At 57.7% G+C, this 18,620-nt stretch carries 16 protein-coding genes; 4 read left to right on the forward strand and 12 right to left on the reverse strand.

What is annotated here, in order from left to right; translation table 11 throughout:
- Positions 1-47 precede the first annotated feature (47 nt).
- Positions 48-974 (reverse strand): ROK family protein, encoded by a 927-nt coding sequence (locus M504_RS09205; RefSeq protein WP_047490444.1) that lies wholly within the window; start codon positions 972-974, stop codon positions 48-50.
- A gap of 195 nt (positions 975-1,169) precedes the next feature.
- A complete protein-coding gene (locus M504_RS09210) occupies positions 1,170-3,158 on the reverse strand; it encodes a M2 family metallopeptidase (protein WP_052200566.1) in 1,989 nt (662 codons plus the stop codon).
- Between the two features lie 92 nt (positions 3,159-3,250).
- Here M504_RS09210 and M504_RS21255 point away from each other — a divergent pair, with 92 nt between their 5' ends.
- The 3 genes from M504_RS21255 (at position 3,251) to M504_RS09225 (ending at position 6,043) form a co-directional block, all read left to right on the forward strand.
- Positions 3,251-4,012 (forward strand): TIGR03435 family protein, encoded by a 762-nt coding sequence (locus tag M504_RS21255; RefSeq protein ID WP_052200567.1) that lies wholly within the window; start codon positions 3,251-3,253, stop codon positions 4,010-4,012.
- Between the two features lie 463 nt (positions 4,013-4,475).
- On the forward strand, positions 4,476-5,492 hold the full coding sequence (locus M504_RS09220) for a hypothetical protein (RefSeq protein ID WP_084214406.1): 1,017 nt from the start codon (positions 4,476-4,478) through the stop codon (positions 5,490-5,492).
- Positions 5,493-5,515: 23 nt separating this feature from the next.
- Positions 5,516-6,043 carry an N-acetyltransferase gene (locus M504_RS09225; RefSeq protein ID WP_047490447.1) on the forward strand — a complete coding sequence of 176 codons (528 nt, stop codon included), beginning with the start codon at positions 5,516-5,518 and terminating at the stop codon, positions 6,041-6,043.
- A 53-nt stretch (positions 6,044-6,096) separates the two neighbouring features.
- Here M504_RS09225 and M504_RS09230 read toward each other — a convergent pair whose 3' ends face one another.
- Positions 6,097-8,772, reverse strand: coding sequence for an ABC transporter permease (locus M504_RS09230; protein WP_232296222.1), 2,676 nt, complete (start codon positions 8,770-8,772; stop codon positions 6,097-6,099).
- On the reverse strand, positions 8,769-9,116 hold the full coding sequence (locus M504_RS09235; RefSeq protein WP_047494226.1) for a PadR family transcriptional regulator: 348 nt from the start codon (positions 9,114-9,116) through the stop codon (positions 8,769-8,771). Before M504_RS09235 ends, M504_RS09230 begins: the two co-directional genes overlap by 4 nt.
- A gap of 162 nt (positions 9,117-9,278) precedes the next feature.
- Between M504_RS09235 and M504_RS09240 the strand changes: the two genes are divergently transcribed.
- Positions 9,279-10,226 (forward strand): helix-turn-helix domain-containing GNAT family N-acetyltransferase, encoded by a 948-nt coding sequence (locus M504_RS09240; RefSeq protein WP_047490450.1) that lies wholly within the window; start codon positions 9,279-9,281, stop codon positions 10,224-10,226.
- A 126-nt stretch (positions 10,227-10,352) separates the two neighbouring features.
- Here M504_RS09240 and M504_RS09245 read toward each other — a convergent pair whose 3' ends face one another.
- From M504_RS09245 to M504_RS21780, 8 genes are all read right to left on the reverse strand, one after another.
- A complete protein-coding gene (locus tag M504_RS09245) occupies positions 10,353-10,745 on the reverse strand; it encodes a cytochrome C oxidase subunit IV family protein (RefSeq protein WP_084214239.1) in 393 nt (130 codons plus the stop codon).
- A gap of 78 nt (positions 10,746-10,823) precedes the next feature.
- A complete protein-coding gene (locus tag M504_RS09250) occupies positions 10,824-11,573 on the reverse strand; it encodes a cytochrome c oxidase subunit 3 family protein (protein WP_052200569.1) in 750 nt (249 codons plus the stop codon).
- A gap of 79 nt (positions 11,574-11,652) precedes the next feature.
- Entirely contained in the window at positions 11,653-13,314 is a 1,662-nt protein-coding gene (locus tag M504_RS09255; protein ID WP_047490453.1) for a cbb3-type cytochrome c oxidase subunit I, read from the reverse strand.
- Complete coding sequence (gene coxB / locus M504_RS09260) at positions 13,311-14,363, reverse strand: cytochrome c oxidase subunit II (protein ID WP_047490457.1); 1,053 nt, start codon at positions 14,361-14,363, stop codon at positions 13,311-13,313. Before coxB ends, M504_RS09255 begins: the two co-directional genes overlap by 4 nt.
- Positions 14,364-14,451: 88 nt before the next feature.
- The gene (locus M504_RS09265) at positions 14,452-15,369 is read right to left on the reverse strand and encodes an SCO family protein (RefSeq protein WP_047494233.1); all 918 of its coding nucleotides are present in this window, start codon (positions 15,367-15,369) and stop codon (positions 14,452-14,454) included.
- A 22-nt stretch (positions 15,370-15,391) separates the two neighbouring features.
- Positions 15,392-16,126, reverse strand: coding sequence for a hypothetical protein (locus tag M504_RS09270; protein ID WP_047490460.1), 735 nt, complete (start codon positions 16,124-16,126; stop codon positions 15,392-15,394).
- The gene (locus M504_RS09275; protein ID WP_047490463.1) at positions 16,116-17,468 is read right to left on the reverse strand and encodes a hypothetical protein; all 1,353 of its coding nucleotides are present in this window, start codon (positions 17,466-17,468) and stop codon (positions 16,116-16,118) included. The genes M504_RS09270 and M504_RS09275 overlap by 11 nt, the downstream gene beginning before the upstream one ends.
- Positions 17,469-17,499: 31 nt before the next feature.
- Positions 17,500-18,606 carry a c-type cytochrome gene (locus M504_RS21780; RefSeq protein WP_156993652.1) on the reverse strand — a complete coding sequence of 369 codons (1,107 nt, stop codon included), beginning with the start codon at positions 18,604-18,606 and terminating at the stop codon, positions 17,500-17,502.
- Between the last annotated feature and the right edge of the window lie 14 nt (positions 18,607-18,620).

Genomic DNA, 18,620 nt, shown 5'->3' on the forward strand with positions numbered 1-18,620 from the left:
ATGCACCGATTATATCCCGCACTATTCCTTTGCGGTCAATTGCCGGATTACGCCGCGGCCGTCGGCACCAGCGAAGCCGTACGCCCAATCACCGCCGCCCCGGTCACCACCGTCTCCGGGTTGTGCGGATGGATCTCCACGGAGAATGCCTGCAGAGGACTTAACCGCACCATCTGCTGAATATAGTGATTCAGCAGCGGCAGTTCCACGAACCGAACGTTGTACCCGGTCAGATAGAACTTGCCCGCGCCACTCACATGGATTGAGCTCGCTGTCGCTGCGGCTAACGCCTTATGCCACAGCTTCTTAAATTCAATGCAGCGCTGGTCGCCCTTGTCCGCCGCTTCAAATACGTCCTCCGGCTCCATATCCAAAAACCGCAGACGCATGGCCCGGTGGCCCATAATGCCTTCCATGTGGCCGCGACCACCGCATCCGCAATAAGTCTCGCGATCGTCGAGCGTCACAACCGTATGGCCGCCTTCTCCGACGCCCTCCACCAGCGGATAGCGCCCAAAACCAATACCGGTGCCAATCGTCCATACGCGAATCATGCTGTCCAGCTTGCCTTGCTGGTGCGACAACCCGGCCGCCACAGCGTCGGCATCGTTCACAGCAGTGACTGGAAGATCGATGCCATGCTCCTTCAACAGATTGCAGATCTCCGCCACAATCCGAGCGCCCTTCATCTGCGGCAGATTCGGCGAATCCTCCACCACGCCATGGCGCACCAGTCCGGGCAGCGCAACCCCAATACCCGCCAGACGCACATCCGGATTAGCGTTGATCACGGCAAGTACCTGGTCGCACAGCGCTGCAATCAGATGCTCGCGCGGCATCTCCACCAGGGCGTCTTCGTATAACTCATCTTCCGGGTACGAATGAATGCGATCCAGCGTCCCATCCGGCTTCAGAAGACCTGCAATGATGCGCTTGGAAAGAACAACTCCGATGGTGCATGCCTGACCACTCATAACAGCAACCTATGCTTTCCCGGCGACCTGCTGTCCCCAAAGCAAACAAAGGGAATCAAGGGTTAAAAACAGCAGGTGCCGTGCCGGGGATTATCCGCTGATAAACACTTCAGACGCAAGCAAAAAGCAGACGGATGCTTGCCATGGCGCAGCATCCCGCCGCCTAAAGGTCCGCATCCCGTATGACGTAACCGCTTACTTCGCTGCGGCGTTCTGCTGTTTGAGCCAGTTGTACAGCGGCGCAAAGTACTCCATCATCGGCCCCGCATCCAGATGATCGCTGCCCGTCATCGTCTTCAACGTCTGCTGCCACGGCTGCGACTGGCCTGCCATCAACATCGCATTCAGCTTATCGCCCGCGGCCTTCGATCCATAGAACGAGCAGCGATTCAAAGGCCCCTTGTATCCACTGGCATCACACATCGCCTTGTAGAACTGGAACTGATAAATCCGCGCCAGGAAGTAACGCACATACGGAACGTTTGATGGAACGTGCATCTTCGCACCTGGATCAAAGTCCGCTTCACTCCGATTCACTGGCGGTGCCACGCCCTGATACTTCTCGCGCAACTGCCACCAAGCCTTGTTGTAGTCCGCAGGCTTGATCTCGCCGCTGAACACCTGCCAACGCCATGTATCCAGCGCCAACGCAAACGGCAGAAACGCAATCTTATCCAACGCCGTACGAAGCTGCAGCGGAATATCCGCTTCCGCAGGCGGCTCACTGTCCGTCAATCCAATCTGCTTCAGGTACGACGGCGTAATGCTCAAAGCAATGGCATCGCCAATGGCCTCATGAAAGCCATCGTTCGCACCACTGCGAAAGATCATCGGCTGCTGGTTATACGCACGCTGATAGAAGTTATGTCCCAGCTCATGATGCACCGTGGTGAAGTAATCATCATTCACCTCAATGCACATCTTCACGCGCAGATCATCCACCTGATCCACGTCCCACGCACTCGCATGACACACCACATCTCGATCGCGCGGATGAACAAACTGCGACCGCTCCCAGAACGTCTTTGGCAACGGCATGAATCCAAGTGAAGTAAAGAAGCTCTCGCCATACTTCACCATGTCCTTCGCTGCGGCAAGACGAGATGCCTGCAACTCGTCGGAACCAGGCTTGAAGCAGGGGCCCGTGTGGGCACCCCTTGTACTTACACCATTTTCGCAGTCAGCGCCAAAGTAGATGGTGCCGTTTGTATTCGGTTTGAGGCCAACCTTATCGTTAGCTTCGATCTGCTTCTTCAGCGCTTGCTCAAGATTTACCGGCTTGAACTGCGCCAGCTTCGGATCGGTGGGCGAAACAATGTCATAGATATTGCCCCACTCCTGCGCCCACGTATTCCCCAGCAACTGCGCGGGGATCATGCCATCCTTACGATCCGCCGCAACACCATACTTCGCAATCAACCGGTGGCGAACGTAAGTATGTAGCTCGCGATACAGCGGCTCAAGCTGGGCCCACGCTCGATTCACCTCCGCAGAAAACTGCGCAGGAGTCATGTCATAGCCCGCACGCCACAGGTCGCCCGTGTCCTTGTAGCCCTGCTCTTTCGCGCCAATGTTCTGCAACTCAATGAAGCGCTCGTAATCCTTACGCATAGGAGCCCCCACACTATGCCACCCCACCCACACGCGGGTTAGCTCTGCCGCATCACGCGACTGCGCCATGAACGTATCCACATCGTCCACGCTCATGCAGTTGAATAGAGCCTTCAATATCGATGGGGAGTTCTGTGGAATCTCTGGCTTTGGAGGGCAGTACCTACCCTTGCCATACGCACCCGTCAGCGACGCTGCCAGCCGCGTCTCCTCCGCCAGCAACTTCGGATCATGCGGCGCAGCAGGCGCCCCCACCTGCAACAGCATCATCTGCCGACGCATCTCCGCTGGCAGCGTCAGCTTGTCAAAGCGATGACTCTCTTCAATCAAATCCAGCGACAGCTTCGAACCCTGCTCATTCAGCAGAGCCGTCGTCGCTTCACTGTCTTCATTGATGTACGTCTCCGCCAGCCACTCCGCATGGCTGCCATCGGTCGCGGCTTTCAACAATGCAGCATTCGCACGATCCAGAAACGCCTTCGCCTCAGCAACAGAGGGAGGCGCAGTAGAAGGCTTCTGAGCAACAGCGGAAACGGCAAGCGAGCAGGCTAAAAGTACGGAGGGAATACGCATGCCGGAAGTCTACTGCTTTGCAAAGCAGGAGTGGTAGTTTTGATGTGCCCATCGGCACTGCGAAATCGTATCTACAGAAAGAGGAGTGACCTATGTCCGTTCGTGTGTGGCATCAACTCACGCTTGCACTTGCGACATTCCTTCCGCTTTCAACGTCGCTCGCACAACAACCTGCGCGACATTTTGAAATCTCCGCCGTACGCGAAAACCGCAGCGGTTCGGAGCACGACAACGGCGTCAATATCAACGGCACCAAAATCGCCGCGACCAACCTTTCGTTGCGCATCATGATTCAGCAGGCCTATGGCGTCTTAGACTTCCAAATCATCGGCGGCCCCAACTGGCTATCCACCGCACGCTTTGACCTTCAGGCTGATACAGGCGACGGCCAACCCGTTTCCAACGCGGAATTCGGCCCCCTGCTGCAGCAGCTTCTCGCAGATCGCTTCCACCTCACCGTGCATCATGAGACGCGCCCCATGAAGGAATACGCGCTTACCGTCGCCAACGGTGGCCCCAGGCTGCAGGCAACAACAGGCCAACCACAGAATTCCATGCAGGGCATCAATCAAAACGGCACGCAGGGCACTGCGAAGATGATTGGTACCGGCATCCCCATGTCGGCGCTTGCCTACCGCATCGCACAACAACGCCCATTCCGCGGCAATCTCGTCATCGACAAGACCGGCCTGACCGGCTTTTACGACATCACGTTGGAATGGGAAGCGGGTGACAACGCCGCTTCATCGCTCATCACGTCGCTGCAACAGCAATTAGGTTTGAAGCTCGTCTACGAAAAAATGCCCGTCGACGTCCTGGTGATCGACCACGCCGAAAAGCCATCAGAGAACTGAGATCTGTCTATTCTCTCTACACATGACAGAGGCCCGGCAAACTTCGCCGGGCCTTATTTCCTGGGAGAAGGAACTAGCTTTATCTCGATGGAACCGCGTGTTTGAGGCGGTCAGAAATAAAACGATGAAAGCAAAATCTTTTCCGCGATTACGCCTCTGCCTTACCGGCAAAGCTAGCGACAGCACACGGAATCATCATCATGGCGATAAACGCGAAGGCAACAATCAAATCATGCATAACGGTTTCTCACTTCCCGAGAGGGCGGCCCTCTCTGACAAGATGAGAATCGCGCCAAATCCACGTCATCACCATTCACCAAAAGCAGCCTGCAACAATCCTCGGTGGCATGCGTCATAACACGCCATCGCGCGCGATGTACCACTTATGGGTGAGGGCTATCATCAAGGAGTCCATCGGCACTTCAAAGTGCCCTGCCACGATTCCCCCGAACGAGGCCTCATCTTGCGATCTCTTCTCCTGGCCTGCGCTTTGCTGGCAGCATCCCTGTCGTCGCACGCACAAGCCGTCGACAGCGATCACGATGGCTTGTCCGACGCATTGGAAACAGCGCTTCTTCAGCAATTTGCGCCGACACTCATGGTCAGCACCAACGACTGTTCGGCACTACCCGCACAGTTCACGTCCGGTGTTGCAACTCCAACTCCGGAAGCCGACAACGGCACGCTCTACGGCCAGGCCACCCCACGACGCGTACGCGGCCAGAACGCCATCGAACTGCACTTCTACCATCTGTGGCGCAGAGACTGCGGACGCCTCGGACATTGGCTCGACACAGAACACGTAGCGGCCCTCTTGTTACCCGACGGCAAGCAGCATGACGATCCGCAAAACTGGAAAGCAAAATACTGGTACGCCGCAGCACACGAAGACACCGTCTGCGACGCGAGCCAGGTAACCCGCGCCTCCACGCTGCACGCGGAACACGACGGCGCTATGATCTGGGTCTCCGACGGCAAACACGCATCGTTCCTGAACGCGGAGCTCTGCAATCACGGCTGCGGCGGCGATGTCTGCCGCAACAGCTACGAGGCCCCGCGCCTTCCCGTAGTGAATCTCGGCGAACCGGGCGCAGTCATGGGCGGTGCCGTCTGGATGACCTCAACGCAATGGCCGCTGATGGACAAGGTAAGCCGAAGCGACTTCACCGACGCAAGACTCGAGCGCCTGTTGCGCCTCCCCACAACCGATGTAGCGTGGGCCAATCCTGAGAAGCGCCCCGCACAGGGCGCCATCCTGGGCGGCAACGCGGCCATCGACGGCGCGCTTACAGGAGCGCGCTCCACAGACACAGCCATCGCCATTGCAGGAAACCACACCGGTAACGCTCTCGGCACGGCCACACATGCAACCGGCCACGCTCTGTCACGTTCACTGCATGCAGTCGGCAAAGCACTCGGCGCATCCACAACCTCTCCAACAACCGAGAGCGCAACGGACGATCCAAAGAAGAAACAATAGAGCGGGAACGGTATCCTTACTCAATGATTGAGACCCAATTCCGCCTGCGCCAGTGCGGCCCGGGCGATGAACAGATGCTGTCGCTGGTGGGTGGTGCCAGCTTTCTCGAGGCCTTCGCCGATGTCCTGGACGCACCGGACATCCTCGCGCATTTTCATAAGAACCACTCGCCAGAGATGTACGGGAAATACATGGCCATGCCCACCGGCCGCGTCGCTGTTGCAGAAGTTCCTCCAGGCAATGTGCCCGTGGGTTACATCATTTGCTGCGAACCAGACTTCCCTATCGAAACACTTCCCAGCGACTACGAACTGCGCCGCATCTACCTGCTGCATCGCTTCCAGGGTCTCGGCATTGGCAAAGTGCTGATGGATCGCGCCATCGAATACACACGCAAACTCGGCCGCAAACGCCTTATCCTCGGTGTCTACGGTAAGAACCATGCCGCCATCCGCTTCTACGAGAGAGCAGGCTTCACGCAGATCGGCGAACGCTTCTTCACCGTAGGCAGCACCACTCACCACGATGCCGTCATGGCCCGCGAAGTCTAAACCGAGAAGTCTTTGAGTAGTTAGGTAACAGACCTAACTACTCAGGACTCCACTCAGCTATACCGTAGGGCTTCGATGGGATGCACCTTCTCCGCGCGCCACGCCGGAACCCAACACGCCAGCAACCCCACTCCTAGAAACAGCAGACCTGTAACCAACAGCGTGGCAGGATCGGTCGGTCGCACCTCATAAAGAAACGCACTCAGCACCTGCGACGAGATCAGCGCCAGAATCACGCCAAAGAACACACCACCGCCAATCACCTGTAGTCCTTCGTTAAAGATGAGTCGGCGAAGATCACTCTGTTGCGCACCCACCGCACAACGAATCGCCAGTTCTCGACGCCGCGAAACCACGGACAGCGAAAGCACGCCGTAAATCCCAACAAGGGTCAGCACACTTCCAATCACCGAAAACCCAACCAGCAGACGCATCACGAAAGTACGCGAAGCAAGAGAGTCATCACGAATCTGCTCCAGCGTCTTCACGTTTTCAATCGCCGCAGAAGGATCCACACTGCGCACCTCGCGCTCCACTCCCGCAACAATCGCCTGCGGATCAGCTGCAGTTCGAATCACAAGATGTTTCGAATAAGGCCCTGCCTGCCAGAATGACAGGTACACCTCCGGCGATGCCTGCTGCGTTAAATCATCCGTGCGGCCATCCGCAATCTCTCCAACGATCTCGATGCCAGGCTTGTCGCGACCACTCTGCCAGATCTTTCTTCCAATCACTGTCTGGCCAGGAAAGAAGCGATCTGCAAATGTCTTGTTCACCACTGCCACCTGCGGTGCCTTCCCATCATCAGTCGAACGGAACCCGCGACCGTTCAACAACGCAAGCCCCATCAGTTTGAAGTAGTCAGGCGTAACCGAACGCAGCGGTAGAGCTGTCTTGTCACTCTCTTTCACTGCAGGAGGCTGTCCTTCAATCTCCACCGTTCCGGGCCAGTTATTCCCGGTCAACGGCACACCCCACGCAAAGGCCGCGTATTGCACACCGGGCAGCGCCGCAACGCGTTCCAGCGCGCGATGATGAAAGTCATTCCACGACGCCTGATTCTGCACCTCGGTCACACTCATGGTCAGAATCCTGCTGGTGTCATAGCCCGAAGGGGCCGATGCAATCTTCGCCATCGTTCGTATCAACAGACCTGCTCCCACAAGAAGCGCAAGCGTCAACGACGTTTGCAGCACCACCACCGCGCGCAACAAGCGACGCTCTCCAACTCCAGCCGTTCCCTTCGATCCGCCGTCCTTCAACACTTCCATCGGGTCCAGCCGCAACACGCGCAGAGCAGGAATCATTCCAGCAATGAACGCCGCAACCACCGCTGCAGCAAATCCCCAACCCAGCACTGCTGTGCGCGCCGTCACCGCATCCAGCCGAGGCACAGCGTGAATCGCAATCAGCTTGAACATCGTCACCGCACCAAACGCAATCCCCACGCCAAGCGCACCACCGATGAGAGCTAACAATAAACTCTCCGTCATGATCAGTCGCAACAGCGCGCCGCGCCCCATGCCCATCGCAATGCGAATCGCATATTCCTGCTGCCGTTGCAGACCACGCACCAGCAACAACGCCGACACGTTTCCGCAGGCAATCAACAACACAAGCGCCGACGCACCAAGCAACGGATACAGAATCTTCTGCCCATCCTGATTCATCTCCGCCGTCACGGTCTGCAACTTCGGCGTGAATCCTTCAAACTTTTTCTCGGAACTCGCCTGCTGTGCCGTCAATACAGCCAATTCCTGTTGCGCCTTCTGCACGGTCACACCGTCGCGTAATCGCGCGACCACATTCCAATCTGGCGCCTTCAAATCCTTAAGTGCCGGCTCGATCGGAACCCATAGGTCAACCGTCGCGTTGACATCGTAGTTCGGTTCCTTCGAGGCGCCCGGCGAAGGTAGAAACCGCACACCCGGTTCCATGACTCCAATGACAGTCGTCGCCGCGTTCCACCGACTAACGCGTATGGTCTTACCAACAATCGCTGGATCACCACCCAACTCACGCTGCCAGAACTCATATCCCAAAACAACTGACTTAACCGAGCCTTGAAAAGGCCCATACTCCGCGTCATCAAAAAGCCGTCCAGTAATTGGCTTCAATCCCATCAGCCGGATGTATTCCTTGCTGATATTCATTCCCTGCATCGACTGGCTGCCGTCGTTACGAATCAGGAAATTGAAGTTCCAGCTATACCCCGCAGCGCCCTGCAACGTCATTGCATTCTTGTTCCAGTCCATCCATTGCTGCGCCGCCCAGCCTCGCTCGCTGTCCATCTTGTGCCCGTCGGTGCGCACAGCGGAAACCAACACTAACTGGCTCGGCTTTTGGTAAGGAGGAGGCGTCAACAACACGCCCTGAATCAAGCTGAAAACGGCGGAAGTAGCGCCAATTCCCAGCGCCAGCGTGATCGCAGCAAGTGCCGTGAAGCCCGGCGACTTTCGCATCATGCGCAGAGCAAACACGCAGTTCTGCAGAATCGTTTCCATAACGCGCAACCCTTCCTCTGAGTGATAGCTTTCGCGGACCGCTTCGACCGAGCCGAACTTGATCCTTGCTGCGCGATGCGCTTCGGCGGCTGTCATTCCCGCATGAATGTTGGCAGCGGTCTCCAACGCAATGTGCTGCTCCATCTCTTCGCGCAGCCGCTGATCGCCACTGCGACGAGTCGCAAAATTCCACGCTCGCAACCACAGCCGTCGCAGCGCTCTCATCCCAGCTCCTCTGCTCTCGCCGCGAGAAACCGTGCCATGATCTCCGTCGTCTGCTGCCACTCCAGCACCTCGCTCTGCAATTGACGGCTTCCAACTTTGGTCAGCCGATAGTAGCGAGCCCGGCGATTGTTCTCCGACGCGCCCCAGTCCGAATCAATCGAACCCTCGTTCTCCAGCTTCAGCAGCAGCGGATAGAGCGTCCCCTGGTTCACTGACAACATATCCCCACTGATCTGTTCAATCCGCCGCGCAATGCCATAGCCGTGCAAAGGCCCCAGCACATCCAGCGTCTTCAACACCATCAGGGCCAACGTGCCCTGCTTCACATCCGTCTTCTGCCCCATCGCACCAACCTGTAGGTAACCAACAGAAGAGTGCCACACCTTCCTTTTGGAAAGCAACAGGAATCTGATCTGAGAATTTCGAACACCTCAAAACATGCCCGTTGCGCAGAGGTTTTACATAGGCTATGTTGTCTATGACAACACTGCAGAAAGACCGTACCTATGAGCCTCATCGAACAAGTCAGAACATTCAACCGCTTCTACACGCGAGAGATCGGACTGCTAGCCGAACATCTCCCGGCAAGCGATTTCAGCCTGGCGGAAGCCAGGGTGCTGTATGAGCTGGCCCAATGCCAGGAACAGACCGCTGCAGACATCATTCGCAGCCTCGGGATGGACAAGGCTCATGTCAGCCGAATCGTCGCGCGATTTCAAGAAGCAGGCCTGCTGAAACATCGAATCAGCCCGGAGCACGGCAAGCACAAACTTCTATCACTGACCTCCGCTGGCCGAAAGGCATTTCAGAGACTGAATGATGGCACCGAGTCTCAGATTGCCTCGCTCCTCGAGCCACTCTCTCCTGCTAATCGCCGACGCCTTGCAAAGGACATGCGGGAGATTCAAAACATGCTGACCGCAAAAACGCTGTCACCGCAGGATGTGCAACTTCGAGCGCTCAGGGTGGGTGATCTGGGATGGATCGCCCATCGACAAGCAGTCCTCTATGAGCAGGAGTATGGGTGGGATTGGACGTACGAGGGGCTCGTAACGCAGATCTTAGGTGACTTCGTTGCCCACTTCGATACGAGCCGCGAAGACGCCTGGGTAGCCGAGCTTGAAGGAGAAGTTGCGGGCTCTGTCTTCCTCATAAAGAGCCAGGACGCACAAATCGCGAAGCTGCGACTTCTGTACGTGGAGCCATCTGCCCGCGGGCTGGGTATCGGCTCCCGCCTGGTCAAGCAATGCATTCAGCGTGCGCGGGACTTGGGATACAGCAAGCTGACTCTCTGGACAAATGACGTCCTCGTGTCCGCACGAAAGATCTATCAGGCTGCCGGATTCACCTTGACCGAAGAGAACAGCCACCACATGTTTGGCAAGGACCTCGTAGGTCAGACCTGGATGCTCGATTTGAAGGCCGACGGAAACAAGTCGCGCGAAACGATATAACCAGCCACAGAATGAGCGCGCCGAACCACTATCCCGTTGCCGCCACAACGACAGAAACAGCACTGACCAAAAACAAAAGACACATGGCGAGCCATGTGTCTTGTTTTTAACTAAATCGGTTGAACCTTACCACTGACCCCATGCGCGCGAGACATAGTCCAGCAGGCTCATGAACACCAGGATCAGGAAGGTGAAGAATCCGGCCGCAACCGTCAGCTTCACCAGTCGCGAGCTGTACTTCACGTGCATGAAGAACAACACCACGAATACGGCCTTCGTCACAGCGATGCCGATGGCGATAGGTGCGTTGAACGGTCCAAGGTTCACCATGGACGCGCCCACGGTCAGCAGCGTGCCAACCATCAGCACGCCAAAGATCATGCCGTAAACCGCCGGGCTCACAATGTGATGAGCAACGTGCTCCGGGTTTGTAACATTCGCCGGATCGTGCACATCCAGATTGTGATGCTGTGCGTCGACGGGCGTCAGGTTCTGCGATGTTGCCTGGTGGTCGCTCATGCGCTTCCTTTTACTGCGATCTCTTCGGTGTTACCGGGCAGACATACCGTCTGCCCTTGATTCATTACTTGGCCGAACTCAGTGCCTGTTAATCAGGTAGAGGAACGGGAACAGGAAGATCCAGACAATATCGACAAAGTGCCAATACAATCCGAAGTTCTCAATCGGCTGTACATACCCTGAGGTGTAGATACCGGTGCGCGCCTTCCAAACCAGAACGAACAGGATGGCGATACCGATGATCATGTGCAGGGCGTGAACGCCTGTCATAGCGAAGTACAGCGAGAAGTAAATCTGCGTCTTGTTCGCCATGTCCACGGTAAGCGGCTTTTCCAGGCTGCCCTTGGGTGGGTTCACGAAGTCCTTGATATCGAACGAGGCGCCAGGGACGTGGTGCTCCACGAACTTGTCGTGGTACTCGACGGTCTTAATGCCAAGGAAGACAAATCCCAGCAGGATGGTGACCCACAGGAACAGCTTCAACTTCTTCAGGTCACGAATCTCTGAGGAATGCACCGCCATCGCCATGGTGAACGAAGACGAGATCAGCACGATCGTGTTGACCAAACCCAGCGGCATATTCAGAGAGTTCGAAGCAGAGACGAATGCCTCGTAGTACCAGTTGCGATACAGCAGGTACGCGAAGAATAGGCCGCCGAAGAACATGATTTCCGTCAGCAGGAACAACCACATGCCGAAGCTGGCGGCTTCACGCTGCTGTTCCGCCGTCTCGAAGTGGTGCTTCTGATAGAACGGGTGCTCATGCACGTCGTGCGACGGATGGATCTCCGGCTCCGGCGGATGCGTAATGGTCGAAGCGATCGACATCGAATACCCTCTCGTACTGCGTAAATCTTGTGTTGCCCGGGCTGAGGTTTTACGCTGCAGCCCGATAAATCAAATGCCGTTAGCCAACGTGCTGCAGTTCGCGTTCCTGCTTCTTCGCCAGCCACTCGTAGTCGTAAGCTTCCTGCGTCACGATCGGAGTTTCGATGAAGTTTTCCGTCAGCGGCGGCGACTGAATCTGCCACTCCAGGCCGGTTGCCTGCCAGGGGTTCGCACCTGCAATGGCGCCATACTTCAGCGACCAGGCCAGGTAGAACAGCGGCAACATGTAACCAACACCCAGAACCGTAGCGCCTGCGGTCGACAGCACATTCAGCACCTGGTACTCAGCGGGATACGCTGCGTAGCGGCGCGGCATGCCAAGGTAGCCAACCACAAACTGCGGGAAGAACGTCAGGATGAATCCGATGAACGTCACCACAGCAGCGAACTTCGAAACGCCTTCCGGATACATGCGGCCGGTCATCTTGGGCCACCAGAAGTGAATGCCCGCGAGGAACGCCATCAGCATGCCGCCCACCATCACGAAGTGGAAGTGGGCCACAACGAAGTAGGTTTCCGTCAGCATCACGTCCATACCCAGCGAGCCGAGGAACACGCCCGTCAGACCGCCGATGGTGAACAAGCCGATGAAGCCGAACACATACAGCATGGGGGTCTCAAACGTGATGGAGCCCTTCTGCATGGTGAACGCCCAGTTGAAAATCTTGATGGCCGAAGGAACCGCCACGAGCATGGTCAACAGTGAGAAGACCAGCGCGGAGTAGTTCGACACACCCATGATGAACATGTGGTGGGCCCATACGAAGAAGCCGAACACCGCAATCGCCACCGAGGAGAACGCCACAGCCGTGTAGCCGAAGACGCGCTTACGGGTGAAGGTCGAGACCACTTCCGAGATCACACCAAAGCCGGGCAGAATCATGATGTACACGGCAGGGTGCGAGTAGAACCAGAACAAATGCTGGAACAGCAGCGGATCGCCACCCTTGGTCGGATCGAACACGCCGATACCAATCGTGCGCTCCAGAGCCACCAGGACAATCGCGATTGCCAGAACCGGGGTGCCCAGAACCATCAGCACCGAAGCTGCGTAGTTCGACCACACGAACAGCGGCAGACGGAACCACGTCATACCCGGTGCACGCATACGATGCACGGTCACGATGAAGTTCAGACCGGTGAAGATCGACGAGAAGCCCGCGATGAAGATACCGGTCGCAGTCGTCGCAACGTGCGTGTTCAGGTAATGCGTGGAGAGCGGCGTCGTAAACGTCCAGCCCGTGTCCACACCACCCAGCACCAGCGTCGTGATCACGAAGATACCGGCGGCCATGTACAGGTACCAGCTCAGCAGGTTGATCTTCGGGAACGCGAGATCCTTCGCACCGATCATGATCGGCAGGAAGAAGTTACCCAGCGTTGCCGGGACCGACGGCACCAGGAACAGGAAGATCATCACAATGCCGTGCATCGTGAACATCTTGTTGTAGGTGTCGGCAGCCATCAGGTCGCCAGCCGGTGTCAGCAGTTCCAGGCGAACCATGCCCGCGAAGAAACCGCCGATGAAGAAGAAGAACGTGATGCTGAACATGTACAGCAGCGCGATCCGCTTGTGATCCGCAGTCAGCAGCCAGCTCAGCAGGCCGTGCTCGGCGTTGATGTAGTTCTTCTTCGGCAGCGTTGCCGTGCTCTGATCAGGGAGCGAGACGATGGTACTCATTGCGTCACCTTCTGCGAAGCCACGGGTGTGATGGGCGCCGCGTCATCGGACTTTGACGTGTCCAGCGTCTGCTGCACACGATAGTTGGTCTTCAAGCCCTTGATGTATTCCACCAGGTCAATCAGGCCTTCTTCGCTGATCTGCCCCTGGTATGTCGGCATGATCGGCTTGTAACCGTAGGGAACGTGCTGCGAAGGATTCAGGATCACGTCGCGGAGGAAGCCGTCCGTGGCCACCTGCTCCGTACCGTCGTCCATCTTAATTTTAGACCCGTAAACACCGGCCAGACTCGGTCCAGAGGCCGTCGCATTGCCCGAGTGGCAGGAGATGCAGCCAAGCGATGCAAAGAGGCGTTCGCCATTCTGCGCAAGGCTCATGCCGCTCGTCGATTCCTCGGTCCACTTCTGGTAATCCGCCGGATCCATCACGGTGATCTCACCGATCATGCCCGAGTGCAACGTGCCGCAGTACTGCGTGCAGAACAGGTGATACGTTCCCGGCTTCGTCGCGTTGAACCAGACCGTGGTGTAACGACCGGGGATCACTTCACGCTTCACGCGGAAGGCCGGGATCGAGTACGAGTGGAACACGTCCTGCGAAATCATGGTCAACTGCACCGGACGTCCCGTGGGAACGTGCAGCGCATTAATCTCGTGCTGGCCGCCGGGATGCTCAGCCTTCCACATCCACTGCTTGCCCACAACGTACACCTGCATTGCATCTGCTGGCGGGTTGTAGATGCGGAAGTACAGCCATGCGCCCCACACAAACACAAACAGGAAGATACCCAGTGGAATGATCGTCCACGTGGCTTCCAGCAGCGTTGAGCCTTCAATCTGCACTGCCTCGGGATGACGCTCCTTGCGGTAGCGGATGGCGAAAAATAGCACAAGCGCGCCCACCAGGATCACGCCCACCACTGTCATCAGCCAAAGGAAGATGTAAAGCGCGTCCGCCCAGGGCGCAATTGTGGAGGCCTGGTCGGGCCAAAGCGCCGAGCTGGTGAGCCATTTGGTTAGGAACTGCCAAAGCACTGGACTGATCTGCATCGTTGGCCTTTATCTCTTCCTGTCCGTTCTCTCGTTCGGGTCCTGCGGTCTCTTGTCCGCAAAGTTCAATGCGCTGGTGCGCCGGTCGTTACGTCCGGTCGTCCTTGCGGGTCAAAGCTTGCTCACGGCCAAGTTTCAGGTCGCGGCGAAACATCAAAAACATAAATCCGCCCAGCCCCGCCACGGTGATCATGCCGCCAAGCTGGACAACGCGGGCGACGATCAGACTGTGTTTGTTGCGGTGCGGATCGTAGTGATAGCAATACGTCAAAATGTTGGCGACCGGCGATCCGATCTTGTGATCCGACGCCTCCACAAGTCCCAGAAGAAGATCCTTCGGGGCATACTCAACGCCGAGGTAGTACTGCGCAATCTTCGCCTCGGGCGTCAGAATCTGGATCGCGCTGGCGTGCGCAAACTGCGTAGTCTTGCCGTCCGGGCTGGGAATCTTCACATAGCCAAAGCCCACAGCCTTGGTCACAGCATCGATCGAAGCCTGCTGGCCAGTCAGGAAGTGCCATCCACCCTCGGTACCGGGACGCGCATACCGCTTGGTGTACAGCTTCTTTTCCTTCAGAGCATCGGTCGGCGTATCGGTCGGGTCGATGCTGACCACCAGGACATTGAAGTCCTTGGCCGGATCAAGATGAACCATCGCCAGGCCCTGAACCAGACCATCCAGCTCTTCGGAGCACAGCATCGGGCACTTGAAGTAAACCAGCGCCAGAACCGCAGGCTTGCCATTGCTGAAGTAGTCGGTCGTATTGACCGGCTTTCCCGTCTCGTCCACAAAAGGAACGGACGGCAGAGTCGTATTCAGATGCTGATCAATGACCGCACCTTTCAACACAGAGGGAAGCTCGCTGCCGGAATTCTCTCCGGTCGTCTTATCCCCAATGCTGGATACCTGGGCGGAAACAGCCGCAGGCAACAGGCCGAACATCAACGCCAGCATAGCCAACAGGCCGCCCATGCGCTTTCTCCGGATTGTCTTCTGCAGCTTCATTCCCATCTCCATCAACTACGACTTACTTCTTGGCTTCCTGTGCTTCTTTTTCCACGGCCATCTTCTGCTCGCGGCTTTCAATCTGCTCCAGCTCATAGCCGGTGCGCGCAAATCCGTTCGTCAGCGGCGCAACGGCCTGGAACTGCTTGTCGCCCGCCATCTTCGTCTGCACGGAGGTTGCCGGGGAAGCTGCCGTCGGAAGACCACGCTTCACAACCAGAGCCATCGCCTGTTCCACCGGAATGTGGATGGTCCCTTCCGGGCCCTCCGACGGATCGGCGTAGGTGTAGTGCTCCAGCAGCAGGTCCTCGCGGGCATGCATATCCGCGGTTTCCTGATCATCGTCGTCCACCGGAATACGGGGCGAGGGGAAGCTCTGCGCGATGCGTGCTGCATCTGCCTGCTCCTGCTCCGGATTCGTCGCCAGGCTGGCGCCGCGATGCTGCACCGCTTGAGGACTACCGCCCGCATAAGGCGACTTCGACGCATCCTGAATATCCTGCTTCAGCAGGCCATAGTTGATGGCCTTACCCATCACGTAGCACAGGCCGAAGAAGATGATCAGGAATCCAACCAGGCCGCCGATGAACACTGCGACACCGTTGGTGTTAACGTCCGTGACTTCGTATCCCGGATGTTCCGGGTCAAACTTCGGCGAGGGATGCGGCTCCGGCTTCGGAAGACCGTGTTCGTCGTGAGAGGTCGAGGGTCCCTTGACGCTCTCGATGTGATCGCGCTCGTTGAACTCAGTGGGCATGTTCGGGCTCCAGGACCTCCGCGGTGTGCGGGTCATTCAGGACAAGCAGCGGCCGCGAGGCGAGGTTCGTGAAGTAGAAGTAGAGCCAGATGCCGCCGATGGCGACCGGCACAGTAACGTATGCGAAGAGTCCGGCGCTCAGGTGGAAGTTGCGCGCAGCATCCGGGAAGTTCGGCTCAATCAGCCAGAACAGATCAAAGCAGCGAGCAAACACCATCCACATGGTCAGGCCAAGCATCTTGCGGTTGTCGTACTTGAAGCTGCGGCTCAGCAGGCAGCAGAACGGCACAACCCAGTGGAAGATGAAGTCCAGCGAAGTGAACACCCACCATCCACCGCCAATGCGGTTTAGGTACCACGGAATCTCTTCCGGCGAGTTCGCAGACCAGATGATCAGGAACTGCGCGAAGCTCAGGTAGATGTTCAGCATGACGAAGGCCAGCATGAACTTGCCCAGATCGTACTGCTCGGTCTTGCGAAGGATGGTCTTCAGCGGCTCGTACAGGCTCAGGCGGATGGTCGTATTCACACCCAGCGCCAGCACCGCATAGCCCTGCCCCACCAGGAAGATCAGACCGTACATCGTGGAGTACCACGTGATGTCCAGAGCCATCACAAAGTCGATGGCAACCAGGGTCAGCAATCCCGAGTAGAGCAGGATGCCGATACCCGACAGGTTCTCCGACTTGATACGCCAGTACTCGTACGACGCCTGTGTACCACGCTCAGGATCAGCATCACGCTGCAGCGACCAGCGGTTCAGCAACGTCGTACAGACCGCGATGAATCCCAGAACGATAGCAATCTGAACAGTCACGCTTGCGGGCGAAAGCATGATGCGCTTCCAATCCAGCGAATGCGCCTGGCTTTCGGTCAGCAGATGATTACGCAGAGCCTCTTCGACCTTTTCATGCGTCGGATAAGCAGCCCACAGCCACAGGCGCTTGCCAAACACGAAGAAGGGGATGCAGAGTGCAGCCACAACCCACCACGTAGCCGCCATGGCTTCCAGAGGACGACGCAGGACCAGGCCCCACTTACCGCCGGAAATATACTGCAGCATCAGAACGCACAGTCCGCCGCCGCACAGGCCGAAGACCAGCATCCATGCCTGCAGGTAGGCGCGGGCGACGTGGTTAAAGTCGAGGACGCCAAGAATTCCGGAGAGCACCAGGCCCACCACTGCAACGATGAGGCTGCGTGTCTTCCACGCGGCAACCGCTGGGGGTGCGCTCAGGTCGGCTGGAAGCACTCGCGGCCCGTGATCGGCGTGCAGCGCGCTATGAGCTGCGCCGGGATCGCCGGCTCCTTCCAGTGCGTAATGTTCGTGTCCGTGTGCCATTCGTTGCGGCCTTATCCTTCAGGGAACTCGATTACTTGCTTGCTGCCAGAAACGCGACGATGTCGTTCACGTTCTCGTTGGAAAGTTGTGGAAACGCCGGCATCGGCGGTTTCGATGTGGGTGACCCGTTGGCCACCTGCGCGTGAATATGTGCCGCTCCTACGCGGGCCACAATGCCCACAAGCGACGGAATCATTGGCGGCATACCCTGGCGTGTCGGCTGGTGGCACACGCTGCAGTTCGCCATATATAGCTTCTGCCCATTCGCTACATCGCCCGCGGCGGCATGCGGAGCAGCGGCCGACGGAACCGAAGCACTGGCTTCCGTCTTGGCTGCCGCAGCGGTTGCCGCGGTCGGCTTGGCTCCAACTGGCAGGGCAGATGCCAGGGGAGCCGACTTAGGGTTTGCTTCAGATACCTGCGCGGGCTTCGCTGCATCGACAGCGGGCTGCGGCATGGGCTGCGGAAGCGGAGCGGCCATCACCTGCGACTTCTGGATCTGGCCAGCCGTTGCCGGCAGGTCCCATTCCTTTACGAAGTTCGCAGACAGGCCTTCGGCCTTCTCCACATCTTCCATCTTCTCAATCTTTGCGCCGCCCGCATCCGCCGTCGTAGCGTGCTGCGAGAGCTGCAGAGCGCGGATGTAAGCTGCAATCGCCCAGCGGTCTTCCACGGTGACCTGTGCCTGGTAATCCGGCATCGCGCCGTAACCGTTCGAGATCACGTTGAAGAAGTGGCCCAGCGGAGCCGAACGCAGGCGCTCCGTGTGCAGATTGCCTGCGGGGAAGAACCCACGCATCACAACCATGCCGCGACCATTGCCGGTACGCGAGTGGCAGGATGTGCAGTAGATGTTGTACCGCTCCTGGCCACGCTCAATCAGTTCTGCCGTCAACGGCACCGGAAGGCCATCGCCTTCTGCGCCGCTGATCAGGCCAGTGCGGTAGTAAGAGCCTTCGTCTTCCTGGCCACGTGCCACGGTGCCCTGCACCTGCGGACGCACCGAACGGCCGTCAGCATAGAACGACGTTCCGCGTTGCGGGAAGAACTTCGGCTGGTCGTGCATATCCTGACGGCAGCCGGCAAGACCCAGCATGCTCAGACAGGCCACCGACGCAGCCAGAAGGCGGCGGGACATGTTTCCCTGTTCCC

The organism is Terriglobus sp. TAA 43 (assembly GCF_000800015.1).
In the GTDB taxonomy this organism is placed as follows: domain Bacteria; phylum Acidobacteriota; class Terriglobia; order Terriglobales; family Acidobacteriaceae; genus Terriglobus.

Coding starts and splice junctions, on each gene's coding strand:
- M504_RS09205 (WP_047490444.1), bottom strand. CDS start 974: ATGAGTGGTCAGGCATGCACCATCGGAGTTGTTCTTTCCAAGCGCATC.
- M504_RS09210 (WP_052200566.1), bottom strand. CDS start 3,158: ATGCGTATTCCCTCCGTACTTTTAGCCTGCTCGCTTGCCGTTTCCGCT.
- M504_RS21255 (WP_052200567.1), top strand. CDS start 3,251: ATGTCCGTTCGTGTGTGGCATCAACTCACGCTTGCACTTGCGACATTC.
- M504_RS09225 (WP_047490447.1), top strand. CDS start 5,516: ATGATTGAGACCCAATTCCGCCTGCGCCAGTGCGGCCCGGGCGATGAA.
- M504_RS09230 (WP_232296222.1), bottom strand. CDS start 8,772: ATGAGAGCGCTGCGACGGCTGTGGTTGCGAGCGTGGAATTTTGCGACT.
- M504_RS09235 (WP_047494226.1), bottom strand. CDS start 9,116: ATGGGGCAGAAGACGGATGTGAAGCAGGGCACGTTGGCCCTGATGGTG.
- M504_RS09240 (WP_047490450.1), top strand. CDS start 9,279: ATGAGCCTCATCGAACAAGTCAGAACATTCAACCGCTTCTACACGCGA.
- M504_RS09245 (WP_084214239.1), bottom strand. CDS start 10,745: ATGAGCGACCACCAGGCAACATCGCAGAACCTGACGCCCGTCGACGCA.
- M504_RS09250 (WP_052200569.1), bottom strand. CDS start 11,573: ATGTCGATCGCTTCGACCATTACGCATCCGCCGGAGCCGGAGATCCAT.
- M504_RS09255 (WP_047490453.1), bottom strand. CDS start 13,314: ATGAGTACCATCGTCTCGCTCCCTGATCAGAGCACGGCAACGCTGCCG.
- coxB (WP_047490457.1), bottom strand. CDS start 14,363: ATGCAGATCAGTCCAGTGCTTTGGCAGTTCCTAACCAAATGGCTCACC.
- M504_RS09265 (WP_047494233.1), bottom strand. CDS start 15,369: ATGAAGCTGCAGAAGACAATCCGGAGAAAGCGCATGGGCGGCCTGTTG.
- M504_RS09270 (WP_047490460.1), bottom strand. CDS start 16,126: ATGCCCACTGAGTTCAACGAGCGCGATCACATCGAGAGCGTCAAGGGA.
- M504_RS09275 (WP_047490463.1), bottom strand. CDS start 17,468: ATGGCACACGGACACGAACATTACGCACTGGAAGGAGCCGGCGATCCC.
- M504_RS21780 (WP_156993652.1), bottom strand. CDS start 18,606: ATGTCCCGCCGCCTTCTGGCTGCGTCGGTGGCCTGTCTGAGCATGCTG.